Origin of the sequence: Marinomonas flavescens (genome assembly GCF_004352835.1) — a bacterium.
GTDB lineage: Bacteria > Pseudomonadota > Gammaproteobacteria > Pseudomonadales > Marinomonadaceae > Marinomonas > Marinomonas flavescens.
In genome coordinates this window covers 125371-148148 of sequence record NZ_SJSB01000010.1, presented here as the reverse complement: position 1 = coordinate 148148, position 22778 = coordinate 125371, and the positions used below count along the sequence as shown (strand labels likewise).

The window sequence follows — 22778 nt, the reverse complement described above, 5'->3', positions numbered from 1 at the left end:
GATCATAGAGACGTTGAACCACCTGATCCCATCCCGAACTCAGAAGTGAAAAGCGTCATCGCCGATGGTAGTGTGGGGGATCCCATGTGAGAGTAGGTCGTCGTCAAGCTTATAATTAAGAAGTCCTGAATTATCAGGCATAAGAAAATTTGATTTTATTAGACAGTTTCTAATAAAACATACCAGTTTTCTTGATGATCATAGAGACGTTGAACCACCTGATCCCATACCGAACTCAGAAGTGAAAAGCGTCATCGCCGATGGTAGTGTGGGGGATCCCATGTGAGAGTAGGTCGTTATCAAGATTTAAATTAAGAAAAATCCTATCCCGTTAAACGGGGTAGGATTTTTTCGTTTCAGGCTATAACAACCTCACACCTGTGTGGGGCTCTTATGAAGGAAAGCATGTGAGAGTAGGTCGTTATCAAGATTTAAACACTAAGAAGCCCTGATCAACTAAGATGGTCGGGGCTTTTTTATATCTGAAATAAGTCGGAAAAATACAGGGCTCGATCTAGCCCTTGCCCTGCCAAGGGGGATCTGGAGGGGGTATTTTTTAGTCTTTTCGCTCTGAAAGCAGTGCTTGTCTAGAGTATCGGGTGTTTGTTGTTCTTCCATTTGCTTGCGCCTGTCTCGCAAGCTCGACGCGTCAGCGTAAATGAGAAACAAGCACCTCTCACACTGATTGCACAGGCGTCCCTAAGCTTTATCATCGGTATTAATCGCGCCAGATGTGCAGGGTCAGACCCCTTAAACAGTTGTACAGAGTCCAATCAACCACATTACTCGCCGTTTAAGGGCTCTGACCCTCGTCGTAATCGAAGCTTCAGTAGAACAGCGGTTTCTTGTTCTTCCATTTGCTTGCGCCTGTCTCGCAAGCTCGACGCGTCAGCGCAAATGAAAAACAAGAACCTCTCACAGTGGTTGCTCAGGGTTAGATACCTGAGGTATCCCCACAAATCATCAATAAATAACAATTAGTTAAAGTAATAATGGAACGGTCATAGTCCTTGGTGATCAATAATTTCGCCAAAAACAACTAAACACAAGAGCCATGAACGCGACAGATATTTTGTTGCGCACTTTGTTACGAGTATGAAATACAAAATAGAATCACTGTTGGCCCAAGTCTTGATGATATGTGATCGCGAGGGATTGATTGGGCGAAGTATGTTTGTCATCGCCGGCTGTAAAATATGGCCTAACGCAGGTAAAGAGAGTGGAGTGGTCTGTTTGTTTAGTCATTATTATTTTCTACAGTTGAATAGACGCTGTGTCGGCATAACCTCCGTCTGTGATGTTGAAGGTTCTCTTGTTTGGTTATTCGCGTGTGTTTTATCGTTCTACAGGTCGGTATCATTTTCTTGTTGATGCGATATGATTTTTTCGAAGCGTTTTGTAGCATATTTAGGTAAGGACGTTGGGAGTACATAGTCTCTTAGGTTCGTATCATTACCCACTTGGACTAGCATCACCATGCCGAAGTTGAAGTGTGGCAAGCAGACTATTCCATAAATTCCGTTTTGGGTAAGTGTGGTGGTAAATTCTTCATTTACGGCGCCGCGAAAGGGTTTAGCCCCTTTTGGAATCATGTAGTTTATGGTCATGGCGTTATGACCGAAAGTACCGTTAATAAACTCAATAGAATCTCCTGGCTGTATGTGTAGGAAACTGGGTACAAAGGCCATTTTCCCCATGGGGCCACGGTTCTCCATTTTTACTTGAAAGGTTTCTGAGTAAGCGGTGCTACAAGCCAAGCTTGTTAAAGCTATCATTGTGAGTATGGTGAATTTGATCATTTTTCAGCGCCGTTTTTGTTAATTTTTTTAAGTAAGGTTTAGAGAAAAAAATACCAGACAAGGTCTGGTATTTCTGATTATTAAGACTTTCTTATGTGTTTAAGTTTATCTTTAGTCTAAGAAAGGATAGTCAGTATAGCCTTCTTTTCCAGATCCATACATGGTATCGGTATTCAATGCATTTAGCTTAGCGTCTTGTTCTAATCGTTCAACTAAGTCTGGATTGGCTATGTAGTCTTTACCAAAGGCTGCAGCGTCAATGACATCGTTTTTGATCAATTCTTCTGCCTGTGCTTTTGTCAGTGCTTCGTTGCCTATAACCGTGCCGCCAAATTGTTTTTTGATTTGAGCAGTTAGACCAGGTTCATTGAAATGTTCTCTGGTAAAAATAAAGGCAATTTCACGTTCTGCTAATGCTTTGGCCACATAGGCAAAGGTGTCGCTTGGGTTGCTATCGCCCATGTCATGAGCGTCGCAGCGTGGTGACAAGTGAACGCCTACACGGCCAGCTCCCCAAGCATCAATAGCAGCATCGGTTGCTTCTAGCAAAAATCTCGCTCTATTTTCTAGACTGCCGCCGTATTCATCATCACGTTGATTGGTAGAAGACTGAAGAAATTGGTCGGGTAAATAACCATTTGCTCCGTGTATCTCTACGCCATCAAAGCCCGCTTTTTTAGCGTTTTGGGCTCCAAGACGGTAAGCCTTGATGATGTCTTTGATTTCATTCGTTTCTAATGCTCTGGGTTTTTCAAACTCTTTAGTGGGGCGTACTAGGCTAACGTGACCTTGTGCTGCAATAGCGCTGGGTGCAACAGGCTGCGCACCATTTAAATAAACAGGGTCAGATATTCGTCCTACATGCCATAACTGCAAAACGATTTTTCCACCTTTATCATGAACGGCTTTGGTGATTTTTTTCCATCCCTCAACTTGCTCATCAGACCAAATACCCGGTGTATCAGGGTAGCCAACACCCATTGGTTCAATGGAGGTCGCTTCACTGATGATAAGTCCAGCGGAGGCGCGTTGTGTGTAATATTCGACCATTAAATCGTTTGGTACTCTTCCTTCGCTTGCACGACAGCGGGTAAGAGGGGACATGATAATGCGATTTTTTAATTCTATTTGGCCTACTTTAATAGGTTCGAATAGCTGAGACATGACTGCTCCAAAATTATAAAGTTTGTTTTAGATAGTCTGCAAATTCGTTAATACATGCTTCATTGCGTTGATAGTAAACCCATTGTCCTTGACGTTTGGATACCACCAGACCAGCACGATGAAGATTGGCTAAATGTGAGGACACTGTGGATTGAGATAATCCCGCTTTTTCAAAAATGAGACCCACACAAACTCCATGTTCAGAGTGACCGCATTGATCAGGAAACTCCGTTTTAGGGGATTTAAGCCAGGTTAGTATGTCCCGTCGTGCAGGGTTTGAAAGCGCTTTTATGATGTTATCAAAATCTTTTTGAGTCATTTCTTTAGCCTAAGCAGATGAAGCTTAATTTATATCGTAATATCTCGATATGCAAATACAAAGATCGGATTGCACAATGTTGTCGTTTTCGAAAATGTTAATCTTTCCATTATACCGTGATAGATGAAATTGGACAGAATGCGAAGTGAAATTAACGAAAAGAGAAAAATAAGATAACAGTTAAAAATATTACAGGACTAATTAATTCTTGAATAGTTCAACTATATTATTTAGTGTAGTAAAGGAAATTGAGCTCATAACTTTAATTTATCCTATGGAAGAGGTCTTTAATGAGGTTTTCAGCAAAGAAATATATTATATCTCTAATTACTTTTGCGATGTCGTTGATTGCTATTTCTGCATCAGCGGACACACTAAATGCAATTAAAGAAAAGGGAGAGGTCACTATCGGTGTGGCTAATGAAGTTCCCTATGGTTACACAACAGCCGATGGTAAGCCTGCTGGGGAAGCCCCTAGTATTGCTGTACATGTCCTTCATGAGTTGGGTGTGAAGAAGGTTAATGTGGTGGTTACCGAATTTGGCTCGTTAATTCCTGGTTTACGAGCCGGCCGTTTTGATGTGATTGCTGCTGGTATGTATGTCACTCCGAAACGATGCAAACAAGTGCTTTTCTCTAACCCTACTTACAGTATTGGGGAAGGCTTTTTGGTTAAAAACGGTAATCCAGCCAAACTTCATGGCTATGCTGATGTTAAGAAAAAATCAGTGAAATTGGGCGTTATGTCTGGTGCTGTTGAGTATGGTTATGCAAAAGACTTCGGTATTGATATGAGTAAAATTGTTACTTTGCCGGATTATCCGTCCGGTGTAGCCGCATTGAAAGCCGGTCGTATTGATGCTCTTGCAGGTACTAGCTTGACGATGGCGACTCTAGCTCATAAAGACAGTCATGTTGAATTAGCACAACCTTTTGACGCTTTGGTTATTAATGGTAAATCGGTCAAAGGTTATGGTGCATTTGGTTTCCGTCCTGGTGATAAGTCATTAAGAGATGCGTTTAATAAAGAGCTTTCAACCTTTATCGGCAGTAAAGAACATCTTGCGCTGGTTAAGCCTTACGGTTTTGGTACCTATACATTGCCTGGTGATGTAACGACTGCGAAACTTTGTAAATAGTGTTTAGGGAGTAGCTCAATGGAATTTGGAGAAATTGTCTCCGTACTGCTCCAAGGTGCCATTGTCACGATTAAAATCGTGGCAATGGCACTGCCTCTTGCTGCGTTAATGGCATTCATCTTTGGTTTGATCCGTCTTTACGCACCAGCGCCTATTAAACAGATTGCGGTTTTATACATAGAGTTTTTTCGTGGAACGTCCGCACTTATTCAGTTGTACTGGATTTATTTTGTGTTGCCTTTTTTTGGTATATCCATCGATGCAATGACGGCAGGTGTTGTTGCCTTGGGGTTGAATATAGGTGCTTATGGTACTGAGGTTGTACGAGGCGCTATTCAATCGGTTCCTAAAGGCCAATACGAAGCATCTGTCGCATTGAACTTTACCTCTACACAGCGTGTGTGGCACATAATTTTACCTCAAGCGCTGGTTAATATGATTCCTCCTTTTGGTAATTTGGCAATCGAGCTAGTGAAAGCAACCTCGCTTGTTTCGTTAATCACTATTGGCGATTTAACATTTAAGGCGAAGGCGCTTGCGGATATGACGTTGCAAGTTGGAGAGATTTTCGGTGTTGTTTTAGTTTTGTATTTTTTAATGGCTCAGTGTTTATCATTATTTTTCCGCTATCTCGAAAAGCGTTTGAGCAGAGGATTAGGGCGTGGGGGGATTGATCAATGATTCAAGTTACTTGGGATTGGGCGTTCGCTTGGGAAGTTCTACCAATGATCCTATCTGCTGCCAAAATCACCTTGTTGGCCACTTTGTTAGGGAGTGTGTTAGCCATAGCCGTTGGATTGGTTTTTGCTTTATTGAGAAGGGGTCGAAGTAAGCCTATTCGTGTCGGTGTTTATTGGGTGATGGAGTTTATTCGTAGCACGCCATTGTTAGTCCAAATATTTTTCCTGTATTACGTGATGCCTGAATTTGGCATTAGCATGTCACCCTTGCTTACAGGTGTACTGGCGCTTGGCGTTCACTATGGTGCGTATTTGTCAGAGGTGTTTCGTAGTGGCATAGAAGGGGTTGATAAAGGGCAATGGGAAGCATCCAGAGCGCTTAATTTATCCACTCTTGATACCTACAGAGACGTTATTTTGCCTCAAGCTATTCGTCCAATGATTCCTGCAACCGGCAACTACATTATTGCGATGTTTAAAGAAACGCCGCAATTGTCAGCGATTACATTATTGGAAATGCTTCAAGTTGCTAAAATCATCGGCTCAGAGAACTTTAGATATATAGAGCCTTTTACTATGGTTGGGGTTTTATACTTAATTTTCAGTGTGGTAGCAGCGTATGGCATTCATCAGGTTGAAAGGCGTTTTCCAAAAGAAGGATTTAATTTGAAATGAAAAAGCCAATTATCGAGTTCAAAAATGTGCAGAAACGATTTGGTGATACGACTATTTTTAACGATTTTAGTTTTCGCGTCGAAGAGAATGAGATTGTTTCAATTATTGGTCCCAGTGGTTCCGGAAAAAGTACACTGTTAAGGATTTTAATGACCTTAGAAGGCATTGATGGCGGTTATATTAATGTTAATGGCGAATCTTTGTGGCATATGCCTTGGAATGGGGCTTATGTACCAGCGTCTAATAAGCATTTGCATAAGATGCGCAATCATTTAGGCATGGTATTTCAGCATTTTAACTTGTTTCCTCATATGACGGTTAAACGAAACATTACTGAAGCACCTATGCGAGTAAAGGGATTATCTCGACAAGAAGCAGAGAAAGCCGCAGATGATCTTCTTGAGTTAGTCGGTTTGGCAGATAAGGCAGATAGTTACCCTAATGATTTATCTGGTGGTCAAAAGCAGCGAGTAGGGATTGCGCGAGCGTTGGCTATGCGTCCTTCTATTTTATTGCTTGATGAAATTACCTCTGCTCTGGACCCAGAATTGGTGGATGAAGTATTAGATGTCATCAGGAATTTGGCGAAAGAACAGAGTTTCACTATGCTGTTAGTGACTCATGAAATGTATTTTGCCCGGGAAATTAGTGACCGTGTTTGCTTTTTTGACAATGGGGCCATTGTTGAAGAAGGTAAGCCAGAAGACATTTTCACAGCCCCGAAAGAGGTTCGTACGAAAGCCTTTCTAAATGCTTATTTAGGCCAGTAAAAGGTAGATAGCAAGTGTGGTTGTTTTAGGTTAAACATAATAGAAGATTTTTTAAAGCCGCTTTGCTTATTGCAATAGCGGCTTTTTTTATGAACCCCATCTAGCTGGCATTAAAAATGTATACAAAAATAAGTTCGTTTCAAATATAGTGATCGTTATCAAAGCTTTGTTTGGAGTGAAAGGTGATATCTGTATTTAAAGATTTCAGTATAAGTGCCGTTGTTGCAGGTTTTATTGCTGTTTTGATCGGTTTTGCAAGTTCTGTCGCCATTGTTTTCCAGGCTGCGCAAGCGTCGGGTGCGGATTCACATATTATCGTCTCTTGGATCATGGCTTTAGGGTTGGGAATGGGGGCGAGCTGTTTTTTTCTTTCTCTTTGGTATAAAGCCCCTGTCATTACCGCTTGGTCTACTCCAGGAGCGGCATTGTTGGCGACAAGTCTTGGGCATATTACGTATGCCGAGTCGATTGGTGTTTTTATTTTTGCGGGATTGCTCGCATTTTTAACGGGTATTACGGGTTTATTTGATAAGTTAATGCGTTTAGTGCCGTTGCCAATAGCCTGTGCCATGCTGGCTGGCGTGTTGTTCAAATTCGGGTTAGGTATTTTTGAGTCTTTGCAAAGTGACACATTTCTTGTTGCTGCTATGCTGTTAACGTATTTAATTGTTAAATGTTTTCTGCCTCGTTATGTCATTCTTGTTGTTCTAGTGGTTGGCGTGCTTTTCTCTGTTTTGAGATCAGATGGGACTATGATGAGTCATATTCCATTGTCTGTTGGCCAGTTTGTTTGGGTATGGCCTGAGTGGAACTTGAGTGCGCTTATTGGTGTGGGAATTCCATTATTTATTGTCACCATGACATCTCAAAATATCCCTGGAGTGGCGGTGATGAGGAGCAGTAATTATCAAATACCTGTATCGCCTTTAATTAGCTGGACTGGATTTACTTCTGTCGTATTGGCGCCGTTAGGAGGCTTTGCGTTTAATCTAGCGGCCATCACAGCGGCGATTTGTTCAGGTGGTGAGTGCCATCGAGATCCTAAACGTCGCTATATTGCTGGCTTATCAGCAGGCGTGTTTTACTTCTTATCTGGGTTAGCTGGTTCATCGGTCGTTGCGTTATTTTCTGTTTTTCCTGACACTATGATTGCTACATTGGCAGGGGTTGCACTGCTTGGCACGATTGGTATGAATTTGAAAAATGCGGTATCAGATGATACGTATCGAGAAGCAGCATTGGTGACATTTTTAGTGACAGTATCAGGTGTATCGTTTTTCGGTATTGCATCTGCTTTCTGGGGTATTGTGTTTGGCAGTCTGTTTTTACTTGCCTCAAAGTTAACAAAAAAGGTGTTTTGAGTTTTTATTATGCTGCTTTATCAAAAAATAAAAGATGATATTTTAAATAACCGATTACCTGTCGGGCGACCGCTAAGACAAACGGAGCTGTCTGATCGTTATGGTGTCAGTCGCATTCCTATTCGTGATGCACTTTTGCGGTTAAAAGCGGATGGTTGGCTTGTTCCTCATGGAAAAGCTGGGTATATAATTCCTGATTTGAATTGGCAGGAAGCAGAAGATATTTTCTTAATGCGATTGGACCTTGAGCTTAGGTTATTTGATTATGCGTTTGATAAAATTAATAAGGTGAACCTTGAGTGTGCGGGCCAGCTGATTGAAAAATTGGATAATAAGCAATTAACTTTATTAGAAAAAGGAGAGTTGAACTGGGATTTTCACAAAGAGTTATATTTTCCAGCCGATAGACCCGTTTTATATAAAACAGTCCAATCATTAAATCAGCAATATGCCCGTTATTTGGGGTTTCAGTATGGACCTATGGGCTATAAACAGCATAGCCAAAATGAGCATGTTGAGCTATTGCGCTTTATCGAGCTAAACGACAAAAAATCAGCGATGTGTTTACTTAATCAGCATATTAAAGATGCCGGTCAGTTATTGGTAACCTATTTGAAATCCATCAAATAATAGTGAATTCATGATCAAAAATTAACTATAGGGCAGATTAGGCAGTAATTCTTTATTAGGAGGTGGGTGGTTCAATAGGTTGCACCTGAGTGATAGAAGTGAAGCTCCTTTATGGCATCCTTCACTTCTTGAACAGAGGCTACTGAGGCAAATAAATCGCTAGTTTTGCACCACCTAAACCAGTTGACTTCTCTTTTCTTAAAAAACCTTCTTTATCATTACAGACATGAGCGCTTGCGGAGAGTTTAGCAAAATAAAGTCCAAGCCCTGTATTAGACTCAAGGAATTCCTCATCTTCCTGTTTGGCTGTGAATCCTTGGCCATCATCTTCAATGCTGATCACTAAAAAGTCATATTCTAGAGATGCATTAATTTGTATTTCGGATCGCGCAAAACGAAGTGCATTATAGACAGCGGTACCGACGACGGCAGTCATTAAACGCTCATCAAAAAAACCTGTGAGCTCTGAATCGCAGTGATAGCTTAATTCAAGGTTCTTAGCGTTAGCAGAGGCTAATAAAGCAAATACTTGATCGTCTAAAAACTCGTCAAGTAGAAATTTATCAACATGCAGTTCATAGCCATTAGACGCTAATTTATAGAGATACAGGTATTCGACCCATTCATCATTCAGCTTTTTAAGGGATTCTTCAATGACGGTAATTCTTTTTTCATTAGCATTATTTGCTGGCAAAGACTCTTTAAGCCCCTGTAGTTGATATAGCAGGGTGCCAACTTGGTTTTTGCTTTCATGTATTGCACTGGCAAGAATTGTACTGATGTCCATTTTTTTCATTTTATACCTCGAAAGCCAATGTGTATTGGGAGCTTTGCTTATCAGTGGGCGCGACAGCAATACCAGCTTCAACATCCTGCGTCCATAATTGAAAGGTGTTCTTTGCACTGTTTATTTCGTTACTATTGAGGAAAACACTGATTTCATATGAATAAGATTTGGCTCTGACAGAAGGATCATCAAAAAATAATTGATGTACCTTTTTCAATGTTATTTGAAATGTCTCTTTCTGCCGTGATGAAATAGGTGTTTTCTCTGACAATTTTGCAAACGTTAACAAGTGATTTAGATACACTTCTGGTGTGTTATAGCAAGAATGTTTCGCTAAAGACACCGCTCTTCTAAAAGCAAATTCAGCGGTAGGGTAGTCTTCAATTATGAGGCTTAGTCTCCCCAATTCCATTTGGCGTAATAAATTTTTCGGTGAGCGTTCCAGTGCATCCACTAAAATAACTTGTGCTGCTTTGTTATCTTTTTGTGCGATCTTAATTTTCGCTAACCAATCGTAGGCACTGACAAAAAAACGATTGTCGAGCATAAGCTGACGAAATTTATTTTCTGATTGTTCTAATTGATTTAAATAGAAACAAGCTCGTGCTTCACCAAATAAAGCCCAAGGCATTTTTCGATTTACTAAAATACTTGAAAAGAGAGATTTTGCTTGTTGATACTCTTTCATTTCTAAATAGCATTCACCAATCACTCTCTGACACTTACCCTCAAGTGAAGGATATTTTTCCATCACCTTATAAGCTTCTGCAATGGCTTTTGGTAAGTTTTTTTGATCTAAAGCTTGGTTGACATCAATCAGCTTGTGTTTCGTTTCAAGCAATTTTGATAGTCGGCGTTGGAGTACCGCCTGAGAAAAAGGTTTTGTAATATAGCCATCAGGTTGAAATTCAATGGCGCCCATTACCATCTCAATGGATGTTTCGGCAGTGACCATTAAGTACGTTGTGGTATTAGGAATAAGTTTTGAGTATCTGACTTCTTCAAGTAATTGCTGGCCGTCCTTGCCATTACCAAGGTTATAATCAGATAGGATTACATCAAAAGATTGTGTTTTTAATAAATCGATTGCAGTTTCGGCTTTCATTGCTATTTCAATAGTTTCGAAACCAAAATCGCTTAACATCTTTTTTTGCATTATTCTTGCTTCAGCCATATCTTCAATTAGTAAGGCTTTTTGGCTAGAAAAATCAGATTTTCGCATGATAGATGTTCCGTATCTTATTAGTTATGTTAAAGAAACGATTTATTTGGATCCACTACTAAATCTTCTGAAAAAACGTCATCTTCTTCTGAGGTTTGCTGTGGTATAGCATAGCTTTCACTGGCCCATTCGCCTAAATCGATCAACTTACATTTAGCGCTGCAGAATGGACGGTCTATATTTTCTTTAGACCAAGGTGTTTTTTTCTGACAGGTAGGACAGGCAATCAACGTCATTTTCTTATTCTCTTTTCTCTAATCTATCTAAAATACGCTTATGCAGCTCCATAACTTTATCATTTAAATCAACTAAATTGCTATCGTTTTTGAGTGTCATGTCAGTAAGACTGAGACGTTCAGCGTTGCTAAGCTGAGTGGAAATAATACTTTCTGCGAGCGCGTTATCCATATTGTCTCGAGTAATGATCCTTTCAATTTGAAGGCTTGTAGGTACATCAATGCCGACAGTTAATTGGCAAATTTGATCTTGTTTGGTTTCAAATAATAATGGATGGACGAGTAGTACATACGCAGAGGTTGCTTTTTCTAATTGAGTTGAAATTAACTGGCGTATTTCAGGATGCGTTATCGATTCAAGCCAAAGTCGTTCGTTTTTGTCCTTAAAAACAATCTCTCTAAGCGCTCTGCGATCCAACTGACCGTCACTCAGTAATATATTAGCGCCAAATCGATCAATTATTTTGCTTAAACATTTAGAACCTGGAAGAACAACCTCTCGGGCAACGTCATCCGCATCGACACTTTGGATGCCTAGCGCATTAAATAATTTCGTTACGGTACTTTTTCCAGAACCTATACCACCGGCAAGTCCTACAATAGGTGAAGCATTGTTTTTTTTCATAATTGAATATAGTAAAAGTGTGCAATTCCAGACAGGGTTAAAAAAGGTCCAAAAGGAATGTTTTGTCTTTCTTTTTTGTGACAGACAGCAGTGTATAAGATCCCTAATAGACTTGCATAGAGCAAAGTAGTGAATAAATGATCTACATAGAGCCAAGCGCCCAAAACAGCCAGTAATTTAGCATCTCCTAGGCCAATGCCTTCCGTGTTTCTAAAATGAAGATAGAGTTCTCGTAGCAGATAAATTATCCCATACCCAAATATGGCGCCTAGTACCGACGAATCAAGATTGACCGTTCCGATATTGAGAAAAAAGGCAGCGGCAATGGCAAGGCCACAGCATTCATTAGGAATCAGTTGGTGTTCGTAATCAATAATGGCGGCCATGAGTAAAGAGCTGATAATGAGTGTAGTAAGTAGGAGCTGGTAAGTGCTGCTACACAGGAAAAATAAGGGGAGGCAGGCGATTAAAAATAAAGCTTCAATTGCCCAATAGCGGGATGAAATTGAGTGTGAACAATAGCGACATTGGCCTCTTAGTAGGATAAAGCTTATTAACGGGATAGTGTCTTTCCAAGATAAGCTATGTAAACAGTGCATGCATTGGGAGCGTCCGAACGAAATAGATTTTGGACATGCTCTTGTGAACTTCTGAGAGAGTATTTCATGAGCTTCTTTTTCTGCAAGGTATTGATTGGTTCTTGGCCAGCGAATAGAAAAGAGAGCCGCAAAGCTACCAAGACAAAGCAAAGTGCTGGCGTAAAGGAGTAGGTTAAATATCGTTGTCTCTATCATGATAATTTAAGCAAAGGTTTGTAGATGGTTAAAAGAGACGTGACAACAAAGCCCGCTGCAATAAAAAGGCAGCAGGCTGGAATGATTTTTTCAAACCAATAAATAACTCGATGACATTGTTGCTCATGTTCTTGTGCTGCTAAAGTGAGAGCTCTATCTATATCACCATTTTTTGTGGCGGCATGTAGGGCAAGAGCAGATTCCTTTGGAAACCAATAGCTCGGAAAGCTTGCCTGATAGCTTTTTCCTAACTGAAGTGAATAGTAAGCTGAAATAATATCTGTTTTTAAACCTGAATGGCTAAAATGAAGAGGCATTGATATTAAAGCTTGCTGCAGAGGCTTGCCTGTTTTACGGCTAGCATTTAATAGAGCGAGAAGTTTGGTTAGTCGAAAGCTTGAATTTATTTTTTCAAACCAATTGCTTGCGTTCCCATTTGTGAAATTTATTACGATAATTATTTGTATTAACGTTGTAATTAAGTAAATCACAAGATTTAAAATAAGAGATTGGCTGAGACTGTTTTCAGTAAAAAAAACATGTAATAGATTAATGACTAATGCGACTTGAATAATAAAGAAAGGGTATGTCATACCTTTTAATAGTTTAGATGACCAACTTAACAGTTCCTGTAATTGTTTTATTGAGGTCTCAATACTCTTTTCGCAATCCTCTCTTGAGCCGTCTGTTACCAAAAGTTGGCAGTAAGGTTGGCAGCGTTTATCCGATAAACGACTCAATACCTTATTAAATGGCTTCCCAGCATTCAGTTCGTATGTCATGACAAGACAGTTCTTTGCTAGTGCTGAGTTAGTTGAAGACTTAGAAAGACTGTTAATTGCTTCGTTTAGTTGAAAGCCGTTATTAAGTGAGCTTTGGATTTCACAAAAAAAGACTAGCAGCGTTTTGTAGTTAAAGAGTTTTGGCTTATAAACCGTGCATTCTAGCTCCCATAGACCTAACTCAACATAATGGAGTAACAGCTCACTTTCTGAGCTCGCATAATGATAGTGGGTCCCAGTATTACATTTGACGCTAAACCAAGGCATTTTTTGCTCCTATTGAACTATGTGTATACGCCTTCCAGAGTGAAGGGGTGGAAATGAGAGTTTCATAGTCCTTAGGTAAATGCTCGTCCCATAGTGGTTGAAGTCCACTGAATAGTGCGTTTTGACTGTTTGATCGGTACTCCATGGATTGGTGGATGATGAGTTTAAGAGAGCTTACTAACGAGAAAAAATCAACCTGCCAGCTGCTGCATCGATGAATAGCATCGAGTGTGGAGTTAGTGTGTAAGGTGGCTAAAACTAGGTGGCCAGTTAAAGACGCATTAATAGCAAGGTTTGCCGTTTCTGCATCTCGTATTTCACCAATCATAATAATGTCGGGGTCTTGCCTTAACAAAGATTTAAGGATGGTTATGGCGTTAAGGCCAATCTCAGGCTTTGGTTCACTTTGGTAAAGCCCATTAACTTCGTGCTCCACTGGGTCTTCAATCGTGAAAATAGTGCGCTTTTCATCATTTATGTGCTCTAAGCATGAGTAAAGTGTTGTACTTTTCCCTGCGCCTGTTGCACCGCATACTAGAATTAAGCCACTTGGTTTTTCTAGTTGGTCTGCTAACTGTTGCTGCAGCAAAGGTGGTAAGCCGAGACTATCTAAAGTAAATCGGTTCTTTTCGGGTAGTAGGCGAAGTGCAACCTTTTCACCTTTTATGGTGGCGATGATGCTGACACGTATGAACGTGACCTTGTCTTGGTAAGAGAAAGAAAATTGCCCTTCTTGTGTTCGTCTAGTCTCAGAAAGGTCTAAGTTAGAACGCATTTTTATTCTGTTAATTAATGTGTTTTCTGGATCCAATGTGACGAGCGAAGTGATAATGCCATATTGGCGTGTGCAAACATGTATTGATGACGGTTTTTGTTCAATGTGGATGTCAGTAGCATCCGCATTGATTGAGTTGGATAGGATTTCTTCTAAAGTCATCACTCTTCCTCCTCAACAGTAGTGCATTGTCGAGGCAAAACATTGCTGGATAAATCTGACTCACACAGCCAATTTCTCTCTTCATTTCGTGAGTATTTGAGATAATTCCCTTCAGAGATCCCTGTATCGTCATTTAAGGTGATAGTGACGCTTCCAGTTTCCTTGTCTTGGTCGCTTACTTTAATGCTTTTAACAATAGAGTTGCTTAGTACAGTAGGTACTATTTCGTTGAAGTTAGATTCTGACGGAAACTCTCCGTTGAGTAGAATATATTCCTCAATAAAAGACTGACTTTGAGTGGCTAGATTCTGAGCTTCAACTAATTTAGCTTTGGTTATTTGTCTAGTGAATGTAGGGGCGGTGATAGCGGCAAGAATTGAAATGATGGCAATAACGACCATTAATTCCAATAACGTAAAGCCATTTTGGTTGGCGCGTAAGCGATTCATATCTTCACTCCTTGAAGAATATATTGGTAGCGTTAGCGTCCTGCTAAGCGTTATTAAAACACTAGACCATTTTTGAGGAAAAACCACGATTATGTTTATTATTATGAATTTAATTAAGATCAGATTATTCAATCAAACATTGAAAGTGGGGTACGGTTAATGCTTTTCTTATTCTTAGGGAGGGCGTGAAGAAAAATATAGGACGATTTTTTGATTGTTCGGTGAAGAGCTGAATGTATTGATTTAATAGGTTATTGAGTATGAAAGAGACCTGTTAATTACATTATTCAACGTGTAATTAACAGGTCGTCAATCGCAATGGCTACTATTTGTGTCCTAGTAGTGACTGTCCTGCTTGAATTGCCGTGATGGCAATGGTGTAAACAATGTCATCGACTAAAGCGCCACGGGATAGATCATTTACTGGTTTACGAATGCCTTGAAGCATAGGGCCAATACTAACGACATCAGCACTTCGCTGAACCGCCTTGTAGGTGGTGTTACCGGTGTTTAGATCTGGGAATATAAATACCGTCGCCTTTCCTGCCACCTTACTGTCTGGTGCTTTCTGTTTCGCGACTTTTTCCATAATGGCAGCGTCATATTGCAATGGGCCATCGATGAGTAGGTCAGGGCGACGACGCTGAGCAATAGCGGTCGCTTCTCGTACTTTATCAACGTCGTTTCCGGTGCCAGACCCCCCAGTGCTGTAACTGATCATAGCGACTTTTGGTGCGATGCCAAAAGCAATGGCTGAGTCAGCACTTTGAATGGCAATTTCGGCCAACTGTTCAGCGGTAGGGTCGGGATTGATTGCACAATCTCCGTAGACAAGTACTTGATCTGGTAGGCACATAAAGAAAACAGAGGAAACTAATGAGGCATTTTCAGATGTTTTGATCAACTGCAGCGCAGGTCGAATGGTGTTCGCTGTAGTATGAATAGCACCAGAAACAAGGCCATCAACGTCATTAGTCTGTAGCATCATAGTGCCAAGAACAACATTGTCTTCGAGTTGCTCTCTGGCAATAATATCAGTCAGGCCGCGGTGTTTTCGTAATTCCACCATGGGTGCTACATAGCGTTCACGAATACTATCAGGGTCAAGGATTTCAACGCCATGGCTTAATTCAATGCCATTGTTTTGTGCGATGCGCAGGATTTCAGCTTCTTTACCTAATAAAGTACAACGGGCAATGCCTCGCTCTGCGCAAATCGAAGCCGCTTGAATCGTTCGGATTTCTTCACCTTCAGGCAGAATGATTCGCTTGTTGAGGGATCTAGCCTGTTCAATTAAGCGATAGCGAAACGCTGGAGGCGAAAGCTTTCTTTCTTCTTGATTTAAGGCAAAAGAGTTAACCCAATCATGATCAATACAACGAGCAATATGTTCTTTTACTGTGAGTATGCGCTCTTTGTCATCAAGTGGTATTTCTTGATTGAATGATTGCATAGTAATAACGGTTTCCCAGCTATTTGTATTGACAGAAAGCACGGGCAATCCTTTTGCCATTGCCTTGCCACAAAGGACCATTAGCGCTTCACTTGGTTGGTAGCCGCCAGTTAAAACCAACGCGGCTATTTTGGTGTCATTAAGCGCGGCAATAGCGGTTGCCATAATAATGTCAGTACGATCGCCAGGAGTGAATACTAAGACTCCCGGGCGTAATGCCTCTAGCATGTTTTCAACGCCGCGAGCACATAAGGTGTACGACTGGACTCGACGTGTGTCCATTTCCCCAGCATTGACTACTTTAGCTTGAAGAAAATCGGCGACGTCTTTGACGCGAGGGTACGTTAGCTCTTCTGAAACAGGTATTTGTCCTAGCAAACTAAAATTACGCTTAAAAATACTACGCTGAGCAAATAAGTCGCCGTAGGATTTAGCGCCCAAGGAGCCCGGCATCGTTTTATTTAAAATACAGCCAATGACATCGTGTGCTTTAATTCCGCCATATGAGCCAGCAGCGATTTCAACATGATGCTCGAGCTCATTGACTCTCATATTATTAGGTGCAGTAACAAGAACAAGTCCAGCATCTAAGGTTCGAGCGATGGCCTTGTTGAGACGTGTTGCGTAGGGATGGCCAGGGATAAGGGCAAGCCCTTCAACGATGACGGTCGAATCCGGTTCTACGCTGGCTTGAAAGCGGCCGACAATCTCTTCCATCAGTTCTTCAATATTGTCGTTATACAGATAACGCTCAGCCTCATGCAAAGGAATGGGCTCGGCAGGTGTTAATATTGAGCCTTGAGCAACCATTGCTGTGGATTTATCTGGGCCAGTATCGCCAGGATGAGGTTGGGCAATTGGCTTAAAAAAGCTTGCTTTAAGGCCTTGTTGTTCTAAGGCCCGAACAAGTCCAACAGAGACAGATGTTAAACCAACACCGGGACCTGTCGGTACTGTCATTAGCACATTGGTTGACATAATTAAAAGTTCCTACTTGAACAATATATTTGATAAAGATTGCTAAACACTATTGTCGAATCAGATTAATTGTATCCAAAGCAATCATGAGTTCTTCGTTGGTTGGAATGATCCAGACCTTTGTTTGACTCTTTTTAGATTCAATACTCATCGTCGCGCCGCGCAGTGAGTTCTTGTCACTATCAATGTGGATATTAAATGCTTTTAGCTGTTGGCATATGGCTGCACGGATGTAAGAGGAATTTTCACCTATTCCGCCAGTGAATACCAAGTGATCAATACTATTAAGTGTAGTGGCAGTACTTACTAGGTATTTAGCCGTTCTTATGGCAAACATATCTAGAGCCAATTTGGCTTGTTTGTTGCCTAGGGCCATTGCTTCTTCAAGAGTACGGCAATCATTAGACAATTCGGATATGCCTAATAAACCGCTTTTTTGGTTTAAGATATCCAATGCTTCTTCTGAAGAAATACCTTGTGCTTGAGCAATGAAAGTGAGCAAGCTTGGATCAAGGCTACCACATCGAGTGCCCATCATAAGCCCTTCAAGTGGTGTGATTCCCATACTGGTATCAGAAGATTTGCCTTTATGAATGGAGCAAGTGCTAGCGCCATTGCCTAAATGAGCAACAAGAACGCCTTGCTCTAAGCTTTTAGGATGAAGCTCTGCAAGCCGACGGCTGATGTAACGATAGCTTGTTCCGTGAAAACCATATTTACGAAAGTGATGCTGTCGATACAGTTCCATTGGAATAGGGTAAAGGTACTGTTCTTGGCTGAGAGTCTGGTGGAATGCAGTATCAAATACAGCAACCTGAGGAATGCCAGGAAAAAGCTCAATCGCGGCATTCATCCCAATAATGTGAGCTGGGCTATGGAGAGGGGCAAAATTAGCGCATTCTGCAATGCCGTCAATAACACTTTGATCAATTAACACAGATTTGCTAAATGTTTCCCCACCATGGACAACTCGATGACCGATGCCGGTCAAGCTATCCAAAATAGTGGGTCTTTGGCTAAGCCATTTTTTTATTTCAGCCACCGCACTTTTATGACTACCGTCTGCTAAATGAATCGACTCTTTATTACCATCTTTTTTAAACGTTACCGTACTGTTGCCTACTCCAAGTCGGTCCGCAATACCTTCTAGTAGTATTGATTGTCCTTCATCGGACAAAACCGCAAATTTTAGAGAAGAGCTACCGCAATTAATGACTAATATACTTTCGCTCATTATGCTTCCTTATTTATGGACTCTTAGTGAAAGATCTATTGCCTGAACATGTTTTGTTAAAGCACCAATAGACACATAGTCCACCCCTGTTTTCGCAACAAGGTGAAGCTTTTCTTGGTCCATATTGCCAGAGGCTTCAAATTTTACTTTACCTTTAAATCGAGTGACGGCGGTCGCCATATCATCATAAGTAAAATTATCTAGCATGATGATATCCGCACCTGCTTCAACCGCTAAGGCAACCTCTTCAAGGTTTTCGGTTTCAACTTCTATGGTTTTTCCGGGTGCAATCTTTTTTGCCATTTTGACAGCATTAGTAATCGAACCTGCCGCCATTATGTGGTTTTCTTTAATCAGAAAAGCATCATAAAGACCAAAACGGTGATTTTGAGCTCCACCCACTGTCACCGCGTATTTTTGGGCGCTTCGTAAACCGGGTAACGTTTTTCTAGTGTCTAAAATGGTTAAATTCGTTGCCGAAACGTCTTCTGTGTATTTTCTAGAAATAGTGGCGGTGTAAGACAACGTTTGAATGAAATTTAACGCAGTTCGCTCACCGGTAAGAATAGTGCGAGCATGTCCTTTTAAGGTTAAAAAAGGTTTGTTTGGCTCTAGCAGGTCCCCATCTTTAGCAAGCCATTCTAATGTGACGTTATGGCCTAATTGTCTAAAAACCTCATTAACCCAATCTTGGCCGCATAAAACAGCAGATTCTCTTGAAATAACGGAAGCGGTGATCTCATGGTCATCAGGGATAAGTTGGGCCGTTATATCGCCAGAACCAACATCTTCTTTTAAAGCAAAAGTGACGTTTGATGTCATGTGATTGATTGAATTTTCATTCAACAGTGTCATATTACTTCCTATTTATGATTTCGAGAAAAGATCCATTGTAGCGATAATATTGGGTGTCGTCAGTCTGTGATACGCAGACTTATGCATTTTTCGCTCTTAACTTAATGATGGAAATCACAATTTTGTAAATATCATAAGCCATTGTCACTCAAAGGAAGGTTTTTCATGCACTGGTGTTTAAATATTAGACAAATTTATGGGTTTTGCTGAAATGTAGGCTTTTTAAATATCCATGAAAACCTAGAAGTTGACTAAGTATTGTACCTTTTCCATATAAATTCACTAAAGTTATGGTTGGGATGTCTTTTGTGAATGATCCTGTGCACCTCCAGTATTCTAAAGGGGTTGGCTATATTGGGAGGTTAAAAAACATACTACAAGTGAGCGTTCGTCGCTTTTTTCTTGTATGAAAGTGATTCATTCTTGAGATAGGAGTCTAGGCGATTCTGTTATTAGGTGTTAACCTTACGTTTGATTTGAATACCTATAAGGGATGTATAAACCACCGATTTACTGTAAAAATTAGTAAATCGCGATAGGGAAAATGTTTGCAACATGTCTATTTTAGCAGTAACAAACAACGTGGTTAACAATTTTTCAGCTTTCTATGAACATCCTGCAAAACGGGATGTTATTTTCATATTTAGCTAATTAAGGGCTTAATTAGATATAAGCCCATATGGAAACGAACCTACCAAAACAATTTGGTGGTCGAATTGATGGCAAACTCTAAAATAATAACAACGCCGTTTATTAGACAGAAAAAACGATACCGCTAAACAAATGGTTAGGTATCGTTTTTTCTTGTGTCGGCTGGTTTTTATAGTGTTCTTACTATAGATTCCTCTGGTTCGTTTAAGTCACCTCCAAGGTAAACAATTAAAGTCCTTGGTAGGTTTGAGAACTGTTTTAATAGCGGGGGTTATTATCACTATGACGGAGCAGCATATCCTCGAAGATATCGATCCGATCGAAACAAAAGAATGGGTTGATGCTATCGAGTCTGTCTTTCGAGAAGAAGGACCAGATCGCGCACGATACATTTTGGATCGTTTGACAAAAGAGGCTGCGAAAGCAGGCGCACCAATGCCAGCCTCCATTACAACGTCTTACCGTAATACGATTTCTCCTCAAAATGAGAAGCCGTTACCGGGAGATTTATTTATGGAGCGTCGTATTCGTTCCATAATCCGTTGGAATGCACTGGCAATGGTTATGAAAGCAAACCGCCAAGATTCAACACTTGGTGGCCACATCACTAGTTTCTCTTCTGCAGCAACGCTGTATGACATTGGCTTTAACCACTTTTTCCGTGGTTCAGACAGTGATCAAGAAGCAGACATGGTTTTCTTCCAAGGTCATATTTCTCCAGGCATTTATGCCCGATCTTATATTGAAGGCCGGTTGACAGATGAGCAACTTGATAACTTCCGTCGTGAAGTTGATGGTAAAGGGTTACCTTCTTATCCTCATCCTTGGTTAATGCCTGATTATTGGCAGTTCCCGACCGTTTCTATGGGTCTAGGGCCATTGCAAGCGATCTATCAAGCGCACGTTATGAAATATCAGCATAACCGTGGTTTGATTGATCAAGGCGACCGCAAAGTATGGGCTTTCTTGGGTGATGGTGAGTGTGACGAACCTGAATCTCTAGGAGCTATCGCACTGGCAGGGCGTGAAAACTTAGATAACCTTATTTTTGTTATTAACTGTAACTTACAGCGCCTTGATGGCCCTGTACGCGGTAATGGCAAAATTGTTCAAGAGCTAGAAGGTGTCTTCCGTGGCGCTGGCTGGAACGTTGTCAAATGCTTATGGGGTCGTCATTGGGATGCTCTATTTGAAAAAGACGACAAAGGCTTATTAATTAAGCGTATGAATGAAGTTTGCGATGGTGAACTACAGAATTACAAAGCCAATGGCGGTGCGTACACACGCGAACATTTCTTCGGTAAATACCCAGAATTGTTAGAAATGGTGAAAGATTTATCTGATGACGACATCATGAATCTGAACCGCGGTGGACATGACCCTTATAAAGTTTATGCAGCGTACGCTGAAGCAACGTCTCATAAAGGTCAGCCGACTGTCGTTCTAGCGCAGACAGTTAAAGGCTACGGCATGTTTAAAGCAGCCGAAGCTCAGAATACAGCGCACCAAACTAAAAAATTGGATGAAGAGTCTTTGGCTCAATTCCGAGATAAGTTTGGTATTCCGATTACCGATGAAGAATTGAAGGATCTGCCTTACTACCGTCCAGCGGAAGACAGTCCTGAGATGAAATACTTGCGCGCTCGTCGTAAAGAGTTGCATGGGGATTTCCCTGTTCGTCGTCGTGATTGTGAAGCGTTAGAAGTTCCTTCATTAGACGCTTTTAAAGCGCAAATTGCCGGTACGAAAGGTCGTGAGATTTCTACGACTATGGCATTTGTTCGTGCTTTGAATGTAATGGTTAAAGACAAAGAAATTGGCAAGCGTGTCGTGCCAATTGTTGCCGATGAAGCTCGTACCTTTGGTATGGAAGGCATGTTCCGTCAGTTGGGTATTTACTCTTCTGAAGGTCAACGTTATACGCCTCAAGATCATTCTCAAGTAATGTTCTACAAAGAATCTGCTCAAGGCCAGATTCTTCAAGAGGGTATTAACGAGCCAGGTGCATTCTCTGCATGGTTGGCGTTAGCAACATCATACAGCAACAGTAATCTACCAATGATTCCTGTGTACATTTACTATTCAATGTTTGGTTTCCAACGTGTTGGTGACTTGGCTTGGGCAGCAGGTGATTCACAAGCTCGTGGTTTCTTGATTGGTGCGACCGCTGGTCGTACGACGCTGAATGGTGAAGGCTTGCAGCACGAAGATGGGCATTCCCATATTCAAGCTGGCTTGATTCCAAACTGTGTTTCTTATGACCCAACTTACTCATACGAAGTCGCTGTTATTGTTCAAGATGGCTTGCGCCGCATGTACAAAGAGAAAGAAAGTGTTTTCTATTACCTAACAGTAATGAATGAAAACTATGCACATGAAGACATGCCAGAAGGTGTTGAAGACGGCATCATTAAGGGTATGTATAAGCTTAAAACTCATGAGAAAAAAGCCAATAAGAAACAAGTTCAATTACTTGGTTCTGGTGTGATTCTTCGTGAAGTTGAAGCGGCTGCAGAAATTCTCTTTAATGACTACGGTGTAAACTCTGACGTATGGAGTGTTACTTCTTTCAATGAATTGCGCCGTGAAGGCTTAGATGCAAGTCGTTGGAATATGTTGCACCCTGAAAGTAAGCCTCGTGAGTCGTATGTAGAATCTTGCTTAACAGACAAAGGTCCAGTGATTGCATCAACAGACCATATTAAATTGTTTGCTGATCAAATTCGCCCTTTCATCAAAGGCACATTTAATGTGCTAGGTACTGATGGTTTCGGCCGAAGTGATACGCGTGCTCAATTGCGCCATTTCTTCGAGATTAACCGTTACTGGATTGTAGTATCTGCTTTGACGGCATTAGTGAAAGACGGTGTAATTGATGCATCTGTAGTTAGTGAAGCAATTGCTAAATTTGGCATCGATCCAGAGAAGCCAAATCCAGTTACTTGCTAATTATAAACAAGCTAGGTATCAG

General features: G+C 41.0%; 21 protein-coding genes and 2 rRNA genes. 9 read left to right on the top strand and 14 right to left on the bottom strand.

Annotated elements, in window-relative coordinates; all coding sequences use genetic code 11:
- Positions 1–109: ribosomal RNA gene (gene rrf / locus E0D70_RS11920) — 5S ribosomal RNA — on the top strand; the annotation flags it as partial.
- A gap of 81 nt (positions 110–190) precedes the next feature.
- A 5S ribosomal RNA gene (gene rrf / locus E0D70_RS11915) occupies positions 191–305 on the top strand.
- Between the two features lie 1038 nt (positions 306–1343).
- Here rrf (E0D70_RS11915) and E0D70_RS11910 read toward each other — a convergent pair.
- The 3 genes from E0D70_RS11910 to E0D70_RS11900 all read right to left on the bottom strand — a co-directional run bounded on the left by E0D70_RS11910 (position 1344) and on the right by E0D70_RS11900 (position 3282).
- Entirely contained in the window at positions 1344–1799 is a 456-nt protein-coding gene (locus E0D70_RS11910) for a pseudoazurin (RefSeq protein WP_207923254.1), read from the bottom strand.
- Between the two features lie 111 nt (positions 1800–1910).
- Positions 1911–2963: an alkene reductase gene (locus E0D70_RS11905; protein ID WP_133012506.1), complete on the bottom strand. Its 1053-nt coding sequence runs from the start codon at positions 2961–2963 to the stop codon at positions 1911–1913.
- 13 nt (positions 2964–2976) lie between these two features.
- The gene (locus E0D70_RS11900) at positions 2977–3282 is read right to left on the bottom strand and encodes an ArsR/SmtB family transcription factor (RefSeq protein WP_133012505.1); all 306 of its coding nucleotides are present in this window, start codon (positions 3280–3282) and stop codon (positions 2977–2979) included.
- Positions 3283–3572: 290 nt separating this feature from the next.
- Between E0D70_RS11900 and ehuB the strand changes: the two genes are divergently transcribed.
- From ehuB to E0D70_RS11870, 6 genes are all read left to right on the top strand, one after another.
- Positions 3573–4421 (top strand): ectoine/hydroxyectoine ABC transporter substrate-binding protein EhuB, encoded by an 849-nt coding sequence (gene ehuB / locus E0D70_RS11895; protein ID WP_133012504.1) that lies wholly within the window; start codon positions 3573–3575, stop codon positions 4419–4421.
- Between the two features lie 18 nt (positions 4422–4439).
- Positions 4440–5102 (top strand): ectoine/hydroxyectoine ABC transporter permease subunit EhuC, encoded by a 663-nt coding sequence (gene ehuC, locus E0D70_RS11890; RefSeq protein ID WP_133012503.1) that lies wholly within the window; start codon positions 4440–4442, stop codon positions 5100–5102.
- Positions 5099–5776 carry an ectoine/hydroxyectoine ABC transporter permease subunit EhuD gene (gene ehuD / locus E0D70_RS11885; protein ID WP_133012502.1) on the top strand — a complete coding sequence of 226 codons (678 nt, stop codon included), beginning with the start codon at positions 5099–5101 and terminating at the stop codon, positions 5774–5776. The genes ehuC and ehuD overlap by 4 nt, the downstream gene beginning before the upstream one ends.
- The gene (ehuA, locus tag E0D70_RS11880; protein ID WP_133012501.1) at positions 5773–6546 is read left to right on the top strand and encodes an ectoine/hydroxyectoine ABC transporter ATP-binding protein EhuA; all 774 of its coding nucleotides are present in this window, start codon (positions 5773–5775) and stop codon (positions 6544–6546) included. The genes ehuD and ehuA overlap by 4 nt, the downstream gene beginning before the upstream one ends.
- Positions 6547–6728: 182 nt before the next feature.
- Entirely contained in the window at positions 6729–7907 is a 1179-nt protein-coding gene (locus E0D70_RS11875) for a benzoate/H(+) symporter BenE family transporter (protein ID WP_133012500.1), read from the top strand.
- A 9-nt stretch (positions 7908–7916) separates the two neighbouring features.
- Positions 7917–8537, top strand: a complete 621-nt coding sequence (locus tag E0D70_RS11870) for a GntR family transcriptional regulator (protein ID WP_133012499.1) — start codon at positions 7917–7919, stop codon at positions 8535–8537.
- Positions 8538–8676: 139 nt separating this feature from the next.
- Here E0D70_RS11870 and E0D70_RS11865 read toward each other — a convergent pair whose 3' ends face one another.
- The 11 genes from E0D70_RS11865 to nadC form a co-directional block, all read right to left on the bottom strand.
- The gene (locus tag E0D70_RS11865) at positions 8677–9333 is read right to left on the bottom strand and encodes a sensor histidine kinase (protein ID WP_133012498.1); all 657 of its coding nucleotides are present in this window, start codon (positions 9331–9333) and stop codon (positions 8677–8679) included.
- A gap of 1 nt (position 9334) precedes the next feature.
- Entirely contained in the window at positions 9335–10546 is a 1212-nt protein-coding gene (locus tag E0D70_RS11860) for a response regulator (RefSeq protein ID WP_133012497.1), read from the bottom strand.
- A 29-nt stretch (positions 10547–10575) separates the two neighbouring features.
- Positions 10576–10782: a DNA gyrase inhibitor YacG gene (locus E0D70_RS11855; protein ID WP_133012496.1), complete on the bottom strand. Its 207-nt coding sequence runs from the start codon at positions 10780–10782 to the stop codon at positions 10576–10578.
- A gap of 4 nt (positions 10783–10786) precedes the next feature.
- Positions 10787–11407, bottom strand: a complete 621-nt coding sequence (gene coaE / locus E0D70_RS11850; RefSeq protein ID WP_133012495.1) for a dephospho-CoA kinase — start codon at positions 11405–11407, stop codon at positions 10787–10789.
- Entirely contained in the window at positions 11404–12201 is a 798-nt protein-coding gene (locus E0D70_RS11845; protein WP_133012494.1) for a prepilin peptidase, read from the bottom strand. Before E0D70_RS11845 ends, coaE begins: the two co-directional genes overlap by 4 nt.
- On the bottom strand, positions 12198–13250 hold the full coding sequence (locus E0D70_RS11840; RefSeq protein ID WP_133012493.1) for a type II secretion system F family protein: 1053 nt from the start codon (positions 13248–13250) through the stop codon (positions 12198–12200). The genes E0D70_RS11845 and E0D70_RS11840 overlap by 4 nt, the downstream gene beginning before the upstream one ends.
- Complete coding sequence (locus E0D70_RS11835) at positions 13237–14187, bottom strand: GspE/PulE family protein (RefSeq protein ID WP_133012519.1); 951 nt, start codon at positions 14185–14187, stop codon at positions 13237–13239. Before E0D70_RS11835 ends, E0D70_RS11840 begins: the two co-directional genes overlap by 14 nt.
- Positions 14187–14636: a pilin gene (locus E0D70_RS11830; protein ID WP_133012492.1), complete on the bottom strand. Its 450-nt coding sequence runs from the start codon at positions 14634–14636 to the stop codon at positions 14187–14189. Before E0D70_RS11830 ends, E0D70_RS11835 begins: the two co-directional genes overlap by 1 nt.
- 325 nt (positions 14637–14961) lie before the next feature.
- A complete protein-coding gene (gene pta, locus E0D70_RS11825; protein WP_133012491.1) occupies positions 14962–17067 on the bottom strand; it encodes a phosphate acetyltransferase in 2106 nt (701 codons plus the stop codon).
- Positions 17068–17116: 49 nt separating this feature from the next.
- Entirely contained in the window at positions 17117–18301 is a 1185-nt protein-coding gene (locus E0D70_RS11820) for an acetate/propionate family kinase (protein WP_133012490.1), read from the bottom strand.
- 9 nt (positions 18302–18310) lie between these two features.
- Positions 18311–19156: a carboxylating nicotinate-nucleotide diphosphorylase gene (nadC, locus tag E0D70_RS11815; RefSeq protein ID WP_133012489.1), complete on the bottom strand. Its 846-nt coding sequence runs from the start codon at positions 19154–19156 to the stop codon at positions 18311–18313.
- 933 nt (positions 19157–20089) lie between these two features.
- On the opposite strand from nadC, the gene aceE reads away from it, so the two are divergent.
- Entirely contained in the window at positions 20090–22756 is a 2667-nt protein-coding gene (aceE, locus tag E0D70_RS11810; protein ID WP_133012488.1) for a pyruvate dehydrogenase (acetyl-transferring), homodimeric type, read from the top strand.
- The last annotated feature ends 22 nt before the right edge of the window (positions 22757–22778 follow it).

Excerpts from the sequence above, each read along its gene's own strand:
- E0D70_RS11910 (WP_207923254.1), bottom strand. The coding sequence starts at position 1,799 with ATGATCAAATTCACCATACTCACAATGATAGCTTTAACAAGCTTGGCT.
- E0D70_RS11905 (WP_133012506.1), bottom strand. The coding sequence starts at position 2,963 with ATGTCTCAGCTATTCGAACCTATTAAAGTAGGCCAAATAGAATTAAAA.
- E0D70_RS11900 (WP_133012505.1), bottom strand. The coding sequence starts at position 3,282 with ATGACTCAAAAAGATTTTGATAACATCATAAAAGCGCTTTCAAACCCT.
- ehuB (WP_133012504.1), top strand. The coding sequence starts at position 3,573 with ATGAGGTTTTCAGCAAAGAAATATATTATATCTCTAATTACTTTTGCG.
- ehuC (WP_133012503.1), top strand. The coding sequence starts at position 4,440 with ATGGAATTTGGAGAAATTGTCTCCGTACTGCTCCAAGGTGCCATTGTC.
- ehuD (WP_133012502.1), top strand. The coding sequence starts at position 5,099 with ATGATTCAAGTTACTTGGGATTGGGCGTTCGCTTGGGAAGTTCTACCA.
- ehuA (WP_133012501.1), top strand. The coding sequence starts at position 5,773 with ATGAAAAAGCCAATTATCGAGTTCAAAAATGTGCAGAAACGATTTGGT.
- E0D70_RS11870 (WP_133012499.1), top strand. The coding sequence starts at position 7,917 with ATGCTGCTTTATCAAAAAATAAAAGATGATATTTTAAATAACCGATTA.
- E0D70_RS11865 (WP_133012498.1), bottom strand. The coding sequence starts at position 9,333 with ATGAAAAAAATGGACATCAGTACAATTCTTGCCAGTGCAATACATGAA.
- E0D70_RS11860 (WP_133012497.1), bottom strand. The coding sequence starts at position 10,546 with ATGCGAAAATCTGATTTTTCTAGCCAAAAAGCCTTACTAATTGAAGAT.
- E0D70_RS11855 (WP_133012496.1), bottom strand. The coding sequence starts at position 10,782 with ATGACGTTGATTGCCTGTCCTACCTGTCAGAAAAAAACACCTTGGTCT.
- coaE (WP_133012495.1), bottom strand. The coding sequence starts at position 11,407 with ATGAAAAAAAACAATGCTTCACCTATTGTAGGACTTGCCGGTGGTATA.
- E0D70_RS11845 (WP_133012494.1), bottom strand. The coding sequence starts at position 12,201 with ATGATAGAGACAACGATATTTAACCTACTCCTTTACGCCAGCACTTTG.
- E0D70_RS11840 (WP_133012493.1), bottom strand. The coding sequence starts at position 13,250 with ATGCCTTGGTTTAGCGTCAAATGTAATACTGGGACCCACTATCATTAT.
- E0D70_RS11835 (WP_133012519.1), bottom strand. The coding sequence starts at position 14,187 with ATGACTTTAGAAGAAATCCTATCCAACTCAATCAATGCGGATGCTACT.
- E0D70_RS11830 (WP_133012492.1), bottom strand. The coding sequence starts at position 14,636 with ATGAATCGCTTACGCGCCAACCAAAATGGCTTTACGTTATTGGAATTA.
- pta (WP_133012491.1), bottom strand. The coding sequence starts at position 17,067 with ATGTCAACCAATGTGCTAATGACAGTACCGACAGGTCCCGGTGTTGGT.
- E0D70_RS11820 (WP_133012490.1), bottom strand. The coding sequence starts at position 18,301 with ATGAGCGAAAGTATATTAGTCATTAATTGCGGTAGCTCTTCTCTAAAA.
- nadC (WP_133012489.1), bottom strand. The coding sequence starts at position 19,156 with ATGACACTGTTGAATGAAAATTCAATCAATCACATGACATCAAACGTC.
- aceE (WP_133012488.1), top strand. The coding sequence starts at position 20,090 with ATGACGGAGCAGCATATCCTCGAAGATATCGATCCGATCGAAACAAAA.